The 18,239-nt window shown below is 57.2% G+C and carries 15 protein-coding genes; 9 read left to right on the top strand and 6 right to left on the bottom strand.

The window, feature by feature from the left end; genetic code table 11:
• Window positions 1–15 precede the first annotated feature (15 nt).
• Window positions 16–1,023 carry a TRAP transporter substrate-binding protein gene (locus Q7T45_RS16345; RefSeq protein WP_304871983.1) on the bottom strand — a complete coding sequence of 336 codons (1,008 nt, stop codon included), beginning with the start codon at window positions 1,021–1,023 and terminating at the stop codon, window positions 16–18.
• Window positions 1,024–1,244: 221 nt separating this feature from the next.
• On the opposite strand from Q7T45_RS16345, the gene Q7T45_RS16340 reads away from it, so the two are divergent.
• Window positions 1,245–1,928: a GntR family transcriptional regulator gene (locus tag Q7T45_RS16340; protein WP_304871981.1), complete on the top strand. Its 684-nt coding sequence runs from the start codon at window positions 1,245–1,247 to the stop codon at window positions 1,926–1,928.
• A gap of 21 nt (window positions 1,929–1,949) precedes the next feature.
• Here Q7T45_RS16340 and Q7T45_RS16335 read toward each other — a convergent pair whose 3' ends face one another.
• Together Q7T45_RS16335 and Q7T45_RS16330 are read right to left on the bottom strand one after the other, a co-directional pair.
• The gene (locus Q7T45_RS16335; protein ID WP_304871980.1) at window positions 1,950–3,809 is read right to left on the bottom strand and encodes a patatin-like phospholipase family protein; all 1,860 of its coding nucleotides are present in this window, start codon (window positions 3,807–3,809) and stop codon (window positions 1,950–1,952) included.
• A 253-nt stretch (window positions 3,810–4,062) separates the two neighbouring features.
• Window positions 4,063–4,536 (bottom strand): universal stress protein, encoded by a 474-nt coding sequence (locus Q7T45_RS16330; RefSeq protein WP_304871978.1) that lies wholly within the window; start codon window positions 4,534–4,536, stop codon window positions 4,063–4,065.
• 712 nt (window positions 4,537–5,248) lie between these two features.
• Here Q7T45_RS16330 and Q7T45_RS16325 point away from each other — a divergent pair.
• The gene (locus Q7T45_RS16325; RefSeq protein ID WP_304871976.1) at window positions 5,249–5,641 is read left to right on the top strand and encodes a hypothetical protein; all 393 of its coding nucleotides are present in this window, start codon (window positions 5,249–5,251) and stop codon (window positions 5,639–5,641) included.
• A 139-nt stretch (window positions 5,642–5,780) separates the two neighbouring features.
• Window positions 5,781–6,704, top strand: coding sequence for an HNH endonuclease (locus Q7T45_RS16320; protein WP_304871974.1), 924 nt, complete (start codon window positions 5,781–5,783; stop codon window positions 6,702–6,704).
• A gap of 51 nt (window positions 6,705–6,755) precedes the next feature.
• Here Q7T45_RS16320 and Q7T45_RS16315 read toward each other — a convergent pair whose 3' ends face one another.
• On the bottom strand, window positions 6,756–7,079 hold the full coding sequence (locus tag Q7T45_RS16315; protein ID WP_304871972.1) for a hypothetical protein: 324 nt from the start codon (window positions 7,077–7,079) through the stop codon (window positions 6,756–6,758).
• 97 nt (window positions 7,080–7,176) lie between these two features.
• Here Q7T45_RS16315 and Q7T45_RS16310 point away from each other — a divergent pair, with 97 nt between their 5' ends.
• The 4 genes from Q7T45_RS16310 (at window position 7,177) to Q7T45_RS16295 (ending at window position 11,704) form a co-directional block, all read left to right on the top strand.
• The gene (locus Q7T45_RS16310; protein ID WP_370691290.1) at window positions 7,177–8,784 is read left to right on the top strand and encodes a recombinase family protein; all 1,608 of its coding nucleotides are present in this window, start codon (window positions 7,177–7,179) and stop codon (window positions 8,782–8,784) included.
• Complete coding sequence (locus tag Q7T45_RS16305; RefSeq protein WP_304871971.1) at window positions 8,781–9,698, top strand: plasmid partitioning protein RepB C-terminal domain-containing protein; 918 nt, start codon at window positions 8,781–8,783, stop codon at window positions 9,696–9,698. The genes Q7T45_RS16310 and Q7T45_RS16305 overlap by 4 nt, the downstream gene beginning before the upstream one ends.
• The gene (locus tag Q7T45_RS16300) at window positions 9,695–10,603 is read left to right on the top strand and encodes a plasmid partitioning protein RepB C-terminal domain-containing protein (protein ID WP_304871970.1); all 909 of its coding nucleotides are present in this window, start codon (window positions 9,695–9,697) and stop codon (window positions 10,601–10,603) included. Before Q7T45_RS16305 ends, Q7T45_RS16300 begins: the two co-directional genes overlap by 4 nt.
• A gap of 339 nt (window positions 10,604–10,942) precedes the next feature.
• Window positions 10,943–11,704, top strand: coding sequence for an exonuclease domain-containing protein (locus tag Q7T45_RS16295; RefSeq protein ID WP_304871969.1), 762 nt, complete (start codon window positions 10,943–10,945; stop codon window positions 11,702–11,704).
• 609 nt (window positions 11,705–12,313) lie between these two features.
• Here Q7T45_RS16295 and Q7T45_RS16290 read toward each other — a convergent pair.
• Window positions 12,314–12,628: a hypothetical protein gene (locus tag Q7T45_RS16290; RefSeq protein WP_304872052.1), complete on the bottom strand. Its 315-nt coding sequence runs from the start codon at window positions 12,626–12,628 to the stop codon at window positions 12,314–12,316.
• Between the two features lie 234 nt (window positions 12,629–12,862).
• Between Q7T45_RS16290 and Q7T45_RS16285 the strand changes: the two genes are divergently transcribed.
• Both Q7T45_RS16285 and Q7T45_RS16280 read left to right on the top strand, forming a co-directional pair.
• Complete coding sequence (locus Q7T45_RS16285) at window positions 12,863–15,571, top strand: EAL domain-containing protein (protein ID WP_304871968.1); 2,709 nt, start codon at window positions 12,863–12,865, stop codon at window positions 15,569–15,571.
• Window positions 15,572–16,024: 453 nt separating this feature from the next.
• The gene (locus Q7T45_RS16280; RefSeq protein WP_304871967.1) at window positions 16,025–17,323 is read left to right on the top strand and encodes an adenylate/guanylate cyclase domain-containing protein; all 1,299 of its coding nucleotides are present in this window, start codon (window positions 16,025–16,027) and stop codon (window positions 17,321–17,323) included.
• A gap of 318 nt (window positions 17,324–17,641) precedes the next feature.
• Here Q7T45_RS16280 and Q7T45_RS29040 read toward each other — a convergent pair whose 3' ends face one another.
• Window positions 17,642–18,184 (bottom strand): restriction endonuclease, encoded by a 543-nt coding sequence (locus Q7T45_RS29040; protein ID WP_370691289.1) that lies wholly within the window; start codon window positions 18,182–18,184, stop codon window positions 17,642–17,644.
• Window positions 18,185–18,239 lie beyond the last annotated feature (55 nt).

Below are 18,239 nucleotides of genomic sequence, written 5' to 3'. Positions count from 1 at the left end.
TCGTCAACGCGCTGCCTATTTGACGTTGCGCACCAGCCCGAGGACCTTGACGGCGTTGGGACCGAGGTCGGACGCCAGCTTGTCCTGGATCGGCTTGCTGATCTGCGCGAAGCCTGACTTGTCGACGGTCTTGACGACCTTGACGCCGATCTTCTCGAGCTTGGCCTGCGCTTCGTGCTCGAGCTTGAAGGCCGCGGCCGGCTCGTTGCGGCTGACCTCGTCGGCGGCCGCCTGCACCCATTTCTTCTGCTCGTCGGTGAGGCTGCTCCACACCTTGTCGCTGACGAACAGCGCGGCATTGTTGGCTTCGTGTTCGGTGAGCGAGAGCACCGGCGCGGGTTCGTAATGCTTGTTGACGAGGTAGTTGTTGATGCCGTTTTCGGCCATGTCAACGACGCCGGTCTGCAGCGAGGTGTAGACCTCGCCGAACGGCATGTGCACGACCTGGGCGCCATAGGCCGGAAACAGCGTGTCCTCGGTGACGGTCGCCTGCACGCGAACCTTGACGCCCTTGATGTCGGCGACCTTCTCGACCGCCTTCTTGCCGTACATGTGCCGCAGGCCCTGCGATCCCAGCCCGAGCATGTGCGCGCCCTTCATCTTGGCCGCGTACAGCTCCTTCATCGCCGCGATCACGGCGGGATCGGCCAGCACCTTGATGGCGTGGGCTTCGTCGCGGAAGATGAAGTGAAGCGAGAATACGCCAGACTCCGGCTGCGCGGTCGAGGCGTTGGCGGTCGACAGCATCACGAAGTCGATGTCGCCGGTCTGCACCTTTTGCAGCGTCTGCGCCTCGGTGCCGAGCTGGGCGCCGGGATACTGGTTGATCGAAAGCGTGCCCTTGCTGAGTTCGCCCAGCTTCTTGTTGAACATTTCGGCGCCGATGCCGTAACCGCTGTTCTTCGGCTGGTCATAGGCGAACGAGAATTCGCGCTTCTGCGCGTGCGCGGCCGTCGAGGCCATCGCCAGCGCGGCGCCGAGCAGAATGCCGCGCGCGAGCGGCAGATACCGTGAAACGGACATTGAATTCCTCCCCTGCTGTCGCCGCTTTTGCGGACTGGTGGTTCGCCGGACACCTGCCCGGCGGCGGCAGTATCAACCGCCCTTCCGTTGTACACAAGATAGTTTTTTAGATTGTATACTATTTGGACTGATGGCAGATTGCGGCCATGGTGACCGCTCGTATTTCCAGCAAACCGGCGTCCCGCAGGGACGCGGCGAATTCCCCCGGCGTGTCACCCGCGGTGACCGAGCCCCAATCGCGCCAGCCGTCGATCGCCGACCTGATCGTCCGCAAGCTCGAGGAAGACATCGTGCTCGGCCGCCGGCACCCGCGCGAGCGGCTGGTCGAGCAGGACCTCTGCGCGGATTTCGATACCCACCGCGGCGACGTCCGGCTGGCGCTGTTCGAGCTGGAGAAAATGGGCATCGTCGAGCGGATCCCGAACCGCGGCGCGATCGTGCGCGACCTGAAGCCGCGGGAGGTCGAGGAGATTTACGACGTGCGCGAGGAACTCGAGGTCATGGCGGTGCGCATCCTGCCGTTTCCGGTGCCGGACGCGGATCTCGCCAGGCTGGAGGCGATCCAGCTCGAGCACGGCAAGGCCGTCGATGCCGGCGACCTGCTGGCGGTGTTCCACAGCAATGTCCGGTTCCACCGCGCGTTGTTCGGCCTGTGCGGCAACACCAGCCTGATCGAAACCATCGAATATCTGGCGCAGAAGGTCTCCGGCATCCGATCCTATGCGCATGCCAAGCCGGAGGCGCTGAACGACTCCCACCGCGATCATATCGCCATGATCAAGGCGCTGCGAAATTCGCGACGCGACGACCTGATCAAGCTGACGCGCCGCCACCTCAAGCCCGCGGTGCGGGCCTATATCGATGCCTACCGGCGACGCTTCGGTGACGGCGGCTCCGGAGCCTGAGCGCAGTATGCCAACCGGATGTCATCGCGCAGTTGGCGTATTGGCGGTGGCGAGGATGGCGGCGATCGCCGCATTGCCTTCCGCTTCCAGCACCGCGATGGCCTCGCGGGCCCAGAGATAGGACGCATCGTAAATCTCGGTGTGGCGCTCGAACTCGGTGACGCCGATCTCGGACGAAACCGGCGGCCGCATCACATGATCGTGCGGCGCGGTCGGCAGCGTATCGTAGCGCTGATGCGCCACCAGGCTTCGCCACAGCACATTGACCGCGCTCGGCGCCGCCGGCAGCAGCTTCTTGCGGAACGGCGTCAGCATCGCCAAGGCGAGTTCGAACCGGCCGGGCAGTTCGGCGTAGTCGACATCGAACATCTCGTCCGCGGGATCGCCGAAATGCACCACCAGGTTGGGGCCGCTCTTCAGCTGATGCATCTGCGCCAGCGGAACATTGTCGATCAGGCAGCCATCGACCAGCATCGCCCCCTCCGGCGTGTAGAACGGCGGCAACAACCCAGGGATCGCGCTGGAGGCGCGCACCGCGTGCCAGAGCAGCCCCGACCGGATCAATTCGAGATTATGGGTGGAGAGGTTGGTCGCGACCGCCGCGAACGGCCGCCAGCAATCCTCGATCCGGCACTGGCCGCCGTATTGATCGGCCAGCGCGCGATCGAACGCCTTGTGATCCAGCAGGGCATAACGCGGCCAGGTCGGCCGCCGGAAGCTGCGGCTTTTCACGAAGATCTCGTGGGTGCCGCGCTCGAGATGATCGGCCTCGTGATTCTTGGCGAAACCCGCCGCCATCGCCGAGCCGACGCTGGTGCCGACGAAGATATCGAACACGACGCCGCGCTCGCGGAAAGCCCGGTAGATACCGACATGTGCCGATCCGAAGGCGCCGCCGCCGGCCGCGACGAAGCCGAGCGCGCGTCCGGACATGAAGCGGATCAGGCTGTCGATATCGGCCTGATCCTCCAGCGCGACATGGTGGTTCATGAAGCACGGCAGGCGGGCGAGCCAGGCCGCGGTGCCGCTGACCTCGCCGCTGCGCCGCTCGTGAATGCGAACCAGGCGGCGCGCCGAAGCGGGATGAATCTTGCAGGCGAAAGTCTCGACCTCGGTCAGCACACCGGCGGCGGGCGCCTTGCCATGCGTGACGAACACCACCAGGTCGGCCTGGCGAATGGCCTTGCGGGTCCAGACTGAATCGTCGCGACCGCCGAGATAGACCACCAGCGGCGCGGTCTGCTCGATCTTGTTGAGCCAGTCGGTAACTTCAGGCGAATCCAGTGCCCGGCCGGGAAACATGGTCTCGAGGCGGACGGGATCGACGATCTCGGCATTGGTCGCCGCAAGGCCGATGCGCAGGCGGCGTTCGAAAGCTTCCGGAACAGGCTCATATCCGCCCTGGATCAGCGCCACCGTTCGCGCCGCCGGCGAAGCGCGCATCGGAGTGAGGCGCGCCGTCTCCCGGGCGAAGCGCAGCGCCAGTGCTGCGAGCACCGCTTCGACGATGGCCGGGGTGTGTTCGGCCAGCTCGTGATAGGCGGCGCGCGTCAGCACCAGCACGCTGGTGTCGCGGATCGCAATCACATCGGCGGTGCGCGGCACATTGGCGAAGAAGCCGATTTCACCCACCAGCTCGCCGGCGCGAAGCTCGGCGATGACAGCGGTATCGCCCGATTTGCGGACCGCGAGCGCGCCATGCAGCACGATGAACAGGGCATCCGAAGGCTCGCCCTGCGCCACCAGCAGCTGGCCGCGCACCAGATCCCGGCGCACCATCGCGCGAACAGCCTTCCGCCGCTGTTCGGAACTGAGCGTTCGAAACAGCGCGAAATTCTCGGATACGTTTCCCCACGCGAATGTCGAGTTCAGCCCATCCATTGGCCCTACCCGGTTCTGGTTGGCGGCCAATGTATCGCCGGCCCGCGGTTACGGCGAGCGATTTAGGATTTGCTGCGCAAGCGAACGCCGGCAGTTGGACGGCACTCTCGTGTCCCGGACGCGGTGCAGCGCTCTTGGCGCTGCTCCGCAGAGCCGGGACCCAAGCGGACGATAGGTATGGGCCCCGGCTCTGCGGTTCACCACGCCGCTGCGCGGCGTGCTGCACCGCGTCCGGGGCACGAGTTCGAGGCCTCTATGCCGGCGGTGTCGTCAGCAGCTGGGCAAACTGATCGTCGCCGATTTCGGTTTGGGCGATCAGAACACTGCAGCGAAGCTGATCGGTGAGATAGGTGCCGACCGACCCGAACCACCATCGCGCCAGCGGCCCGGTGGGGCGATGGCCGACCACGACCAGATTCGCACCGATCTCCTCGGCGACCGCGGCGATCTGCTGTGCGGGGGCGCCCATGCCCAGCCGTGCCGTCGGCGAGAATCCGATAGCCCTGAGCCGCTCCACGCCTTCGGCCAGGATCGCCTTGTAAGCCGAGATCTGTTCGTCCATCGAGATCCCGACGCCGCCCTCCAGGGTCGCAAGCGCGGGGGCATTTTCCACGACCGCCAGCAGGAAGACTTCCGCGCCACAAATTTGCGCGAGCTTGGCACCCTCCCGCAACGCGCGCCGTCCTTCGATCGAGCCGTCATAGGCGAGAAGAACTTTCTTGTACATGAGGCGTCCCCGTCGATTCTCATGAAGTCGAGCCCGCGAAGGCTAGCACTAATCGACCGGTTCGGAAGCCGACTTTGGTCCGGGAGGAGCCGCTTTCCTCCCCAAAAGCCTCCGGCTCGGCCGTTGCCCCTGCCCCGCCAATCGGCTAAATGGACCGTCACGCACCCGTAGCTCAACTGGATAGAGCGTTGCCCTCCGAAGCTGGACCGGACCGTGCTGAATTCCTTTAAAATTACGCTTTTTGTCGCTCCTGCAGGCAGTTTTTTAGCGATCTACCTGTCAGCGGCACGCCCGGGCCACGATTGTTGCATCGCTAGCTGGCTTCTGGCGCTCGCTCCGTCTGCACGTCCTGTGACCAAGAAGCGCTACGTTTCGAACTGATCAAACTCTTCGGAACTGAATACTCGGCCGTCCGGGCAGTAGATCTTCACGTCCCAACACCCATCATAAAGAAGCTCGCGCGCCTTCTTCAGGGCGGCCGCCGCCGTGTCCCGGCTTAGGTTTATCCGGCCTGCGGTGTCGGTGGCTGAAACGAGGAAATTCACAAGCTCCGCATATCATGGTTTCGTCTATCGCACTGCAAAAGGAAAACAGAACAATCTGTTGCTAGCCCGACACATCGGAGAAATCACTCAACAAACGGCTAGACGGCGGAAAATAAGCGAAGCATGCTCAAGCCATATTAGTAGTCGTTTTGTTGCGAAAGTGTGCCGTGAGTTTTCAGATTACGGTGTTGAAAGTCTTAGCAGGCCATCCGGACGGGCACGCATCGGTCGCCGACCTTACCCATTATGTCAGCATTCTGATGTCCAGCGGGTCAGACTGGACAGATCGAATGAAGCGGCTCGCAGCCAGCGCTCCCCGGCTCGACATCTTCAGTAGCGCGTTCGTCAACCGACAAATGGACGGTTGGCGCATTACCAATGCGGGCCGTCAGTTTCTGACCCAGCTCGAGGCACCGGTTCGAGTAACGTCAGACAGCGAACCACCTTTGCGCGACGACATAGGCTTGGCTCCGCTGAAACCGGTTCCGAAGCTTCGGCTTGTTGTGGACAATACGCGGGCTGTGGCTAACTCAGTAGATCCAGACAAGCTATCAGCCTAATCGCAGTCTCGTCGGGGCGACCGAGCGCGCGATCTACGCGCACCGCCAATAGGTATCTGCAAGGTAATCTCCGGCTGAACGTGACTTGCCATCCGCTGGACGCCGCGTTGAGATAGTTGCGCAGCCTGGATTTAGCCTGATGGACACCCCAGACCTTGACACTCTTATGCGACTGGCCGCCTTTGACCGCGTCCGGGGGTTGAATGAAATTCATGACCATCTGACAGTTATGGAGCTAAAGCCCGGATTTCTTTTTCGGGGGGAACGCATTCCTCTGGTCAACCCCCAGCGCGGCATTTTCAAACCACACCAAATGCGATTCTTACTCTCGATTAAGACGGTCTTTCCGAAGCCAGGTGGCAAAGTCTGGTATGACGATCAAAGGGACGTTCATCGCCAGATATTTCACGGTGATGAGTCAGTGGATTACGCCTTTATGGGCAAAAACCCCGATGCTGCCGATAACCGGTGGTTGAGGGAGGCATACGAGAACCAAATGCCGATAATCTATTTCCTTGGGATAGCACCGGGCCGCTACCAAGCTCTCCTCCCGACCTTTATCTCCGGCTGGGACGGTCAAGAATTAAAGACCCGCGTAACGTTCGGGCCTGATTCAGAGACCCTGGTTCCTCCGACTGACAGCGCGGAGCGACGATATGCGCTGCGCACCGTCAAGCAGCGGCTACATCAGGCCACCTTCAGAGAGGCTGTAATTGCAGCATACGACGGCCGCTGTGCGCTTTCTGGCCTTCCCGAACCTCTACTGCTCGACGCTGCACACATCATCGCCGATGGAAATGAGCGGCTTGGTCAGCCCGTGGTCACAAACGGAATTCCACTTTCGAAGATCCACCACGCTGCTTTCGATGCGCATCTGATCGGAATCGATCCCGACTTTCGCATGCATGTGTCAGATCGACTTCTCGGACAGAATGATGGTCCGATGCTGGAAGCACTGAAGCAGCTAAACGGTCGGAGCATTCGTCTGCCAAGCCGCGCAAAGGACCACCCCGATCGAGATCGATTGGCCATGCGCTTCGAACGATTTAGATCGGTGACATGACTGGGAAGCAACCGCCCTTCCCAACAATGCTGCCCTCTGAGTCAACTGGCACTACTCATCTTTAAATTTCAAACGTTCCATAAGAACAGCTAGCCTTTCGATGCGCTGCTCTATTTCATCGAATTCGAGCGCTATGAGCAAGTCTTGCCGGTCCATTATCGCCAGCATCGTCTTGAAGACCTCGTGGCTATGTCGCGCCAAGACCAGCAAATGCTCGCCGCTAGGACCGAATTGACCTGAAAACCAGTTTTTGACAGTTCGCTCATTCGCACCCGTCCATCCGGCAACAGTCTTAATCTGCAGACCGCTTTCGGCCGCTGCTCGTTGAAGGGCTGCAGCTATTTCAGTTGCAAATCGATTCGCTCGGTTCTCCACGAAGCGCCTCACTGCCGGAAAGAACTTGCCCCTATTTGGAAACGACTTTCCGTAGCTTCACTACTTAAGATGTTGGCGGCGAGGACATGGCCCCAAGGTGCTATCGATCGTCGTTAGTAAAAGGTGTCCGCAATTGATTAGGCGAATCAGTCGCCCAGCTTCGAACAAAGATTCCATCGATAGGCCCGCTCACGCAGCTGCCTACGTAAGAATGTCCACGGACTTACAAAAATACTCAACAGAGAATCAACTCGAAGCAATTCGGCGCTACGCAGACAAGCGTGGTCTGGAAATCTGTCGGATTTACGAAGACTCGGGCCGCAGTGGATTGACCGTGGGTGGCCGGGATGGGTTGCAGCAATTGATGAAGGACGTGCAGTCGAGCGCCGGCGATTTCGATGCGATCCTTGTCTACGATGTGAGCCGCTGGGGACGCTTCCAAAACGCCGATGAAGCGGCTTATTACGAGCATCTTTGTTCCCGGGCAGGAATTCGGGTGCACTATTGCGAGGAGCAGTTCGACAATGACGGCAGCATCGGTTCAATTTTGCTGAAAAATGTGAAGCGAGTCATGGCTGGAGAATACAGCCGCGAACTCTCGGTCAAGGTATTTGCTGGTCAATGTCGCTTGGTAGAACTCGGCTTTAGACAAGGCGGAGCGCCCGGCTATGGCCTACGGCGAGAGCTGATCGATGAAAACCACGTATCGAAAGGAGAACTCCATCGAGGCGACCGGAAAAGCCTGCAAACAGATCGGGTAGTGCTCACCCTTGGCCCGCAGGATGAAGTCGATCAAGTCCGCAGAATATATTCTCTGTTCGTCGACGCTGGTCTTTCCGAACAACAGATCGCTTCCGACTTAAATAGCCGTGGAATACTTACTGACTTGGCCAAACCGTGGACCCGATCAACGGTGCATCAAGTCCTCACGAACGAAAAATATATTGGAAACAACGTCTTCAATCGCATCTCATTCAAATTGAAGCAACGGCGGATAGTCAACAATCGTGAGACCTGGGTTCGTGCGGAGGGCGTCTATCCATCCGTCGTATCGCAGGCTCTCTTTGAGAGAGCTCGATCCATAATTGACGCGCGAAGCAATCATTATTCGGACGAGCAGCTTCTATCGATGCTTCAGACAGTTTTAGAGGAAGAGGGGTCTTTATCAGGCATCGTTATCGACGAACGAGACGACATGCCCTCCTCGAGCGCGTATCGATACCGCTTTGGCAGCCTTATTCGTGCCTACAATTTGATTGGCTACGTTCCTGAACGCGACTACCGATACATCGAAGCTAATCGCCACATTCGTGAAATCTATCCACTTGTTCTGAGTAAAATAGTCTCAGGTTTTCAACGTGCCGGCGGCGAAGTCGCCCTCGATGAACAAAGCCAACTCTTAACTATCAATGGTGGCTTCACCGTAGCGGTTGTCCTTGCTCGCGCTCTAACAACTACGAGCGGCTCTCTTCGTTGGCGTATCCGTCTTGACACCGGTCTGTTGCCAGACATGACCATCGCCGTGCGGTTAGAAGCTACCAACTTGGGCCCACTTGACTATTACCTTTTTCCCAGCATCGACATGAATTTTTCACACTTAAAGCTATCGGAGAGCAATGCTCTGTCCTTGGATGCGTATCGATTTGAATCGTTAGATTTTCTCTATTCACTGGCACGCCAATGCTCGTTTGGAGAAGCAGCATGAGTATCCCTAACCGGACGCCCCTCGAAACACGAAAGCTAAAGAGCATCCAAATAGAGAAGATACGCATACTAAATCCACGAGCGAGAAATCAGCGAAACTTCGCCGAAATCGTCAAAAGCATCGCGCAGGTCGGCCTCAAACGTCCAATCACAGTCAGTCCTCGAACGTCAGAGGCAGATTCTTTCGAATACGACTTAGTTTGTGGACAGGGACGTATCGAAGCCTTCGTTCAACTCGGCCAGTCAGAGATTCCCGCACTTATAATCGAGGCGGAGGAAAGCGACTGCCTCGTTATGAGCTTGGTGGAAAATTGTGCGCGCCGTCAGCATCGTGCCATCGACTTGTTGGGGGACATCGCTACGCTTCGGAAGCGGGGATACAACGATCGAGACATCGCCGAGAAGATAGGAGTCAGCCAGGATTACATCCGGATGATCAGCACTTTGCTGAACAAGGGCGAGGAGAGATTGGTAAACGCCGTAGAAATTGGCATTTTACCTCTGAATATGGCGATAGAGATTGCAAAGTCTGACGATGATGAGGTGCAGCACGCACTCACTCAAGCCTACGCGGAGAAGAAGCTCAGGGGACGAAAGCTAGTTGCCGTCCGGCGCTTGATTGATCAACGCAGGCGTCGCGGCAAGCATCTTCATGGACTGATCTATGGGCGGCGCGACAGCGCCAAAAGACCTCTGACGAGCGAGTCTATGATCAGGGTCTACCGGCAAGAGGCCGATCGCCAGCGCCTTCTTGTCAAGAAAGCGGAGGTCACCCAAAACCGACTTCTATTCGTGGTGGAGGCCATTCGAGCCTTGCGAGGCGATAGTGAGTTTGCGCGCCTGCTTCAGGCGGAAGAGCTTGGCCTAATGCCGGCATTTTTACAGCAACAACTCGAAGCAAGGCCGGCAAAATGAACCGCTTCGTCAAACCGGATGCGTTAGAAGAGGTGATTCAGGCCTTTAGCTCTGACACCCTCGTTATCTCGCTCGATGCGATTCTGCCAGTTCGCGCCATTGGTAAAACCGTGAAGTCGAGCCATAAGTATCGGCAGATCGCAACCTCTATCGCCGAGATCGGCCTTGTTGAACCACCCGTTGTCTGCCCAGACAAGCAGGGATCCTACCTGCTATTGGACGGCCACCTCAGGCTAGAGGTGCTCAAGGATTTAGGTCATACAGACGTCGAGTGTTTGCTTTCGACCGACGACGAAGCATTTACATACAACAAGCGCATAAGCCGACTATCTGCAATCCAAGAGCAGCGAATGATCGCAAAGGCGATCGAACGGAATGTGCCGAAAGAGAAGATCGCAAAAGCACTCGACATAAACGTGCGCAGCCTTGTGCGCAAAGCCAACCTGATAGACGGCATTTGCGAAGAGACCGTCGGCTTGCTCAAGGATAAGATCTGCCCAATGGCCGTTTTCGACGTCTTGCGGAAGATGAGTCCAATCCGTCAGATTGAGGCCGCGGAACTTCTTATAAACGCCAACAACTATTCCGTCAGCTATGCGACCGCAATTCTTGCGGGAACACCACAAGCGCAGTTGGTCGATCCTGCTACACCAAAGCGATTGAAGGGCATGACGGCGGAGGCCTTGGCGCGGATGGAGGGCGAATTGTCGCGACTTCAGCAAGCCATAACCTCTATCCAAGATACGTATGGTCAGGATCACCTTCACTTGACGGTCGTCAAAGGATACCTCGCCAAACTCATCGGCAATCCCAAAGTGGCAAAGTATCTTGAAAAGCGCCAACCGGAGTTCCTAAGCGAATTTCGAAATATCGTGCAGATGTCTTCAACGCTTCCGGCTGATTGACGCTGTTCGATGGGGACCCGGACCCAAAAGCGCGGGGACCACGGGAGAAGCCGCACATTGGGGCGGATCAATCGTGGTGGTGGGGAAGGCGGCGAACCCGTTCCGAGCCCACCAGGCCGGTGAGCTTTCACTGGCTAGCACCGATGGTTTCATCGGCAGGAGATTAGGCGTGCTTACGGCAACCTCCAGGCACGCCGCTCCTTGCTCAAGTCTCGATGGACCGTGGCCCCGGCAAGGCACCGCTCTAAGCAAGCTGAACCTCTTGATATTAAAGCAAGAATTCGACCCCCTTCGTGATATAATCGCTGATAGGCACGATTTAGGCACGGAGCTTGCGAATTGCTGTTCAGAATTATTGATATTGAGACGACGGGCCTCACGCCTCCTGCTGAAATCATCGAGGTTGGCTGCGTAGACGTCCTCGTTGAAGCAGATAGCGTCATTATAGATGCGCCACGCTCGCGGCTATTCCGACCTGTCAACGGCATTCCACCGGAGACGATGGCGATTCACCACATCACCGAGGCAGACTTCGACGTCGCGACCATCAATTGCTCTGATGCCGCGATTTATTCAGAGATTTTTCAAGATCCGATGCCCGATGCGTTCGTCGCCCACAACTGCGAGTTCGAACAGCGTTTCATTCCTGATCGCATTACGGGAGCAGTCCCATGGATCTGCACCCACAAGCTTGCTTTACGTGTTTGGCCTGACGCGCCCCGTCACTCCAACCAAGTCCTTCGATATTGGCGGGGATTAACGCTTGACCCTACGTTCGCGATGCCCCCGCACCGAGCAGCTCCCGATGCGTGGGTAACCGCGCATCTCTTTTCAGAACTCGTTAAAGCCGCTTCATTCGACGAGTTGGTCGACTGGACATTAAAGCCGAAAATGATGCCAACAATAGCGTTTGGAAAGCATCGGGGCGCGAGATGGTCCGATATTCCGCCAGACTATTTATCTTGGATGACGCGCCAAGCCGACATGGATCGTGATGCTGTCTTCTGCGCAAAGGAAGAGCTTGCTCGTCGAGCCGCCGATGATCCCGCCCATCTCACCGCGGTTGTAGACGCATTAAGCTTTTTTGACAGACAAACATAGGGCGTCTTGAGCCCGTCGAGCTGCTTGACATTTGGGTCTCTGAAGCTTCGGATTTCACGCCGTAGCTTGCCCGCGAGGACAACTTAGAGGACAACTTAAAGGTCTTATAAGACACTCTCGGTATTGAACTAGAGTGCGAGGCCCAAGAACGCCCAGTCGGTCCTTTCCGCGCGGACATACTCCCCCGATCTGACGCCTCCAGCGTGCCAGACTTCAATCCTTCTCAAGGACATAGATCTCACGAAGTTGTCTTTGAATGAGCTCGATGCGCCTGGCACACTCAGGCCTTGCTCGGTCGCGCTTGCTTGTCACCGCCGTCCAACCGCTGCTAGTAGGCACAACCGCGATTGCGGTCGATGGTGAACAGCCGTCGAACGACGATAGTTTTTCACGAAAGATCCAGACAAGGTCCGTGCTGGAAATCTTAGTCTTGGACAAAGCAGCTACTCCCCAATCAAGGAGCCAAGACCTTGAAGAGAGATTGCCAACGATACAACTGAGATCACGATTTAACCTAACTGGTCAACCTTACCGTTGGACGCTCGCCGATCCTCGTCTTTTGGGTCCGATCTGCTTAAATGGGGAGAATAACCAGCCACGTTCTCTGACTTACTTTTCTTTTGTCAGCGCGCGATACAATTGAGTGACCGCCTCGGTGAGCTGATCGCGATGAAGGATGTCGTCCTCTGGAATTTGGCCGACAGTCGCGGCAAGCTCGCAGAGAATGCCGGCGAGCAGCCCGAAGGCAATGTGCATGTGTATCGATTTGCGCACATCTTCGGCGCCGGGTCGTTCCAGCACCAGCGCGAAGCCGGTTGGATCGAGGTGGGCTTCGAACCGGGACGACTTCTCAAAAGTCCCGACGTAGAATTTGTCAGGATACTCCAGCGCGATCTCGGCCTTGTCAGGAACGGATTTGGTCATCGTTGTCCTTGGTTTGCGATGGAGCAGCATCCTAGGCCCCCATTCTGAACATCGCTTTGCGCTAGATCAGAAGGGTAAAGCTTCCCCGCCGCTATACGCGATGGACCACGAGCCTGGATGGCGACCCTTTCCGAAGCCGGGCGGTCGGGCTCTCGGCATTAACGCTCCGGTAACCCCGATTCCCAAGGGTTCCTCCATTCATGCATGTTAATTACGCCTCTCCAAGGGGGGGCGATGTCGGAAATTCTTCCGGTAAGGAACAACAGCAAGCCTGCGGGCAAAGCGGCCATTGCTCGCCGCAACCCACTGAACTGGTTGATTCTCGGTGGCGCTCTGCTTATTGCATTCATCGTAGTCGGCACTGCAATCGCCGTTATAAGCTTTCGACAACGCGCTCTGGAAGATCGCGAGCGCGAGTTGCACAATACCGTCTTACTGCTCACTCGTCATTTTGATCGAGAACTCCAGAATTTCGAAGCCGTTCAAGCAGACTTGGTTCGGAGAATTGAGCGCTTTGGTCTAGGTTCGCCTGAGGCGTTCAGGCGTCAAATATCAACCGAGGGCTTTCATAAAAATTTGGAAGCTGTGGTCGGTGCATTATCTGACACCGCAGGAATCAATATTTTTGACGCTACCGGACAGCTTATCAACTCGTCTAGATCTTGGCCGGTTCCTGACATCAGCATAGCGGATCGCAGCTATTTCGAGAGTTTTGCTGCGGACAGCCGCTCGCCGACAGTATCGATCGCACTAGTTAATGGCCGATTTTCGGGCGGGTGGACGACAGTCCTTGCGCGTAAAATAGCCAGCCCTTCTGGCGAGTTTTTGGGTGTCGTTACGCGAGGTTTATCGCCGGCCAACTTGGAAAGCTTTTTTGAATCGCTGGAACTGGGAAAAGGCTCTGCGATTACAGTGTTGCATCGTGACGGGACGCTACTCGCGCGCTTTCCGCACATCGAAAGGATGATTGGTCAAAACTTCAAGACTGCTCCGGTCTCGAAAATCTTGTCCGAAGCGGGCCACGGAACGATGCGCTTGATCAGTCCAGTCGACGGCGAAGACCGTCTGGCGGCCGTCCGTGCCCTTAGCAAGTTTCCCATTTCAATTATCGCAACTAGCACCGTCGCAACGGCTTTGACTGACTGGCGGGCCCAGACCCGATTCCTAGTTGCGGCGGCCGGCCTAGCCGCCCTTGTGATCGCTTTTACCTTGTTCTTCATCGTTCGAAACCTGTCTAAGCAACACAACGACTCGGAGCGCACGCTTGCGCTCCAAAAAGAGCGTCTTGATACCGCCATCAACAATATGACGCAGGGCTTGTTGTTGTATGACTCGGATGCCCGGATCGTTTTGTGCAATCAGCGCTATCTGGAAATGTATAATCTGGATTCGGATGTAATAAAGCCGGGCTCTCATCTTCGGGATATTATTGGGTATCGAAAGCAGACAGGGTCATTTCATGGCGATCCGGACGAATTTTGCTCCGCGATTCTGCGCAACGTTGCTGAAAAGCGGATGACTCATAACGTCGTGCAAACGCCGGGCGATCGGTCGATTTTGATCGTGAATAAGCCGCTGGCAAATGGTGGCTGGGTTACCACGCTGGAAGACATTACCGAGCGGCGCCGCGCTGATGAGAGGATCGCGCACCTCGCGCATTACGACGCGCTGACCGGCCTGCCGAACCGGGTGCTGTTCCGCGAGCAGATCGAACGCGAATTGCAGCGAACCGGCCAGGGCGAGCAGTTCGCCCTGCTCTATATCGACATCGACGAATTCAAGGGCATCAACGACTCCCTCGGGCACCATGTCGGCGATGAGCTGCTGAAAGCAGTGGCTGACCGCATCCGCGGTTGCATCGGCGAGTCCGATCTGATCGCGCGGCTTGGTGGTGATGAGTTTGCGGTGATCCAGACCGGCGTCAGAAACGTCCGCGATGCCGTGGAATTCGTCACCCGCATTCACGAGTCGATCCGGCAGCCCTATCAATGCCTCGGTCACCAACTCTCTACCGATGCCAGCATCGGTATTGCACTGGCGCCGCAGGACGGCACCGACCTGGATCAGCTGATCAAAAATGCCGACCTTGCGATGTATGGCGCCAAAGCCGGAGGGCGCCGAACCCATCGCTTCTTTGAGCCGGCGATGGATGCCAACGCGAAGGCACGGCTTACGCTTGAGCAGGACCTGCGGCAGGCGCTGGTGGACGGCGACTTCGAGATCCACTACCAACCACTAGTCAACCTTCGCCACGACGAAGTGACCGGGTGCGAGGCCCTACTGCGCTGGCGCCATTCCGAACGCGGCATGATCTCTCCGGCCGAATTTATCCCCGTGGCGGAAGATACCGGCCTGATTGTCGAACTCGGCGATTGGGTGCTGAGGACAGCCTGCGCCGAGGCAGCCAGCTGGCCGGATCATATCCGTATCGCCGTCAACGTCTCACCCGTTCAACTGAAATGTCCAACACTGGCGTTAAATATCGCGAGCGCGCTTGCGAACTCCGGCCTTCAGGCCGGTCGGCTGGAGATCGAGATCACCGAGACGGTGCTAATTCACGATGACGAGACGGCTCTTTCGATTCTGCATCAGCTGCGCGACATCGGCGTGCGCATCGCGCTGGACGATTTCGGCACCGGCTACTCCTCGCTGAGCTATCTGAAGCGTTTTCCATTCGACAAGATCAAGATCGACCGCTCCTTCGTAAGCGACATTGCCGAGATCGACGGCTCGGCCGCGATCGTGCAGGCGGTAATAAACATCGCTGTCTCCCGCAACATGACGACGACGGCGGAAGGCGTTGAAACATTAGAGCAGAAGGAACGCCTCCGGGCTCTGGGCTGCACTGAGATGCAGGGCTATCTGTTCAGCGCTGCCAAACCCGGTCCGGAAGTCAGGCAGCTGTTCGGTCCGCGCGACCAAACGGCGGCGGCCGTGGCTTAGCGACAGCCGACATGGACATCTCTCGGCATTCCGGCGATAATTTCCGCGTCACAGGCACATCCGGGCCACTTGGCGGCGCTTGCCACGATCGCCCGATCCGACAAAAGACTGACCGGTAAGACCCAAGTCACCCGTAAGGGTGCACTCCAGATCGCCGCGAACTATGGCAGGTTCGAGACTTCAATTGCCAGCGAGCCTCGCGAAAAGACCGGATAGACAGCAAACTTCGAAACACCAGGCTGCCCTCAGCCATGGGAGGCGACTGAAAGTGACACGAGGGTATTCAGGCAAACTCGGACCGCATGACCGATCGCTCGTTTTCCAGATGCCAATGTGCTATTTTGAGGCTTTAGTGGCGGAGCGCATGTTCGATTTACGATAGGCAGACGCAGTATGGCCTCCAGCCATACGATCTGCGACTTGATTGATTGACCCGGCTAACGAGAGTTTGTCATGGACCAAACGATGCCGGCCAACGAGCTTGGACGCCTTGAAGCGCTCAACAATTACGCAATCGTTGACACTCTTCCGGAAGCTGGCTTCGACGAAATCGCCGAATTGGCGGCTCAGATTTGCGACTGCCCCGCCGGCTTGGTAAGCTTCGTTGACGCATCGCGGCAATGGATCAAAGCAAAATTTGGTCCTCTTCCAGCAGAGCTTTCCGAATGCCCGCGAGAAATTTCTGTTTGCAGGGCCACAGTCTGTATCGACGACATCCTCTACGTCCCAGACCTTTCAGAAGATCAAAGATTCAATACCAGTCCACTGGTGACAACCGGTTTGCGCTTACGCTTCTACTGCGGCGTTCCACTCATCACGCAAGACGGTCACGCTTTGGGCTCACTGTGCGTCATCGACTTCAAACCGCGCGAACTTACCTTCGAACAGCGGGAGGCATTGCGGCGGCTGTCACGACAAACGATGGTTCACCTTGAATTACGCCGGAAGTTGCTTGAGCGAAATGAGATGCTGCAAGACTTAAAGCGCGCGCGCGACCGTGCAGTAGCAGAGAAAGATGTATCGGACCGACTGCTCCTCAATATACTACCACAATCTATCGCAGAAGAGCTTAAGACAAGAGATCGCGTTGAGCCGCGCTTCTTTGACTCTGCGACCGTGATCTTTATCGATTTCAGCGGTTTCACTCGCTTGGTCGAAACAATGGAGCCGGCCAGCGTCATTGATCAGCTTGACCAACACTTTACCAAGTTCGACGACATCATGGCCGCCCATCGTCTTGAAAAACTTAAGACGATCGGGGACGCCTATCTCGCTGTCGGCGGCGTGCCGGAATTCAATCGCTCGCACGCAACTGATGCTTGCTTGTGCGCACTGCGCATAATTGATCACTTGGCCAAGCTCAATCGACAACGGGAGAAGCTACACCTGCCCGCGTGGCAGGTAAGGATCGGAATTAATACCGGACCAGTCATCGCTGGCGTAGTCGGAAAACACAAATTTACCTACGATATCTGGGGAAATACCGTGAATACCGCCCAGCGCGTTGAAGCCGCCGGAGTTCCGGGCCGCGTCAGTATCGCTGAATCGACTTGGCAGCACATCAATAAACGCTTCGAGACCGAAGCCCGCGGCGCCGTCGAAGTGAAGCACCAAGGCTTGGTCAGTATGTATTACCTCAATCGTATTAAGCCGGAATTTGCCTCCGATTCAGCAGGGACATTGCCGAACGACCGATTCTGGAAGCAGGATGAGCGCGTTGTTGGAACGCCGCCCGCTTCCGATAGAAATTAGAAACGCAACGGCACCGATGCATTTCATCGGGTGAGTTGTTGCTCTTGATGGACCGCGGCCCTGGCAGAGCAACGCTCTCGGCTTTCCAAAAGCAAATGGTGGCAGCGTTAAAAGTCGCCTAAATTCGCTCAGATTCGCAAATCGGCACGATTGTGGCGCAGGAAGTTGTGGCGCGTGAGATTCACGGCAGCCAACTCCGATGCATCCTGCGAGTGGTCGAGAATACAAAAGCACCAGCTGCTGTAGAACATTCGAACCTATGGCTCTAAGGTGTTATTGCAAGTCCCCTCAACCAATCCTGAAGCTGCACTCCATTCATCAGTTCAAGCCTGTATGGAATTGCCTTCGCGAGGCCCGGATCGGCGAGGAACTGCGGCGCGAAGTTAGACGTGGTCGCATAATACCTTTAGTGGCGCCAAGATCAGTGCCCACGACGCCGAACATTTCATGGACATGCGCTCGCGTTACGAGATTGTCAGGCGCATAGCGTTTCATTGACCCCAGAATACGCATACTTCCCACACCATCCCTCACGGCGATAACATCGCGCCCCCGATCACCTGACGATGGAGTCAGAGTTACTTGGTAGCCTTCCTTCGCGAACGCGCCCGCGAGCATCTCTTCCCATTCGCGTGATGAGAGTTGAAATGCTTTCGACCAATCCGTGCCTAGCTGCCGTGCGATTTCGAGCCACAAAGCTCCATAGGATTTCACGAGAATGCCCTCTGCATCCTGCCTCTCAGGAATGATCAGACCGGAAACGACCACCGTGGCGACGTTGCTGCCGTTACGGATCTGCTCAACGAATCTGTTCGGGAGTGCCCCGAGCGGAGCCTCACCGACCGCCCCAAATCCTAGCATTGGATGCCCTTATGCGAGTTGAACGTAAGGTAATCTAACTACTGCGCCGGTATTA

Source organism: Bradyrhizobium sp. (genome assembly GCF_030646015.1).
Taxonomy (GTDB): domain Bacteria; phylum Pseudomonadota; class Alphaproteobacteria; order Rhizobiales; family Xanthobacteraceae; genus Bradyrhizobium.
The sequence above is the reverse complement of the archived record's forward strand: the minus strand, read 5'-3'. Positions and strand labels throughout refer to the sequence as shown.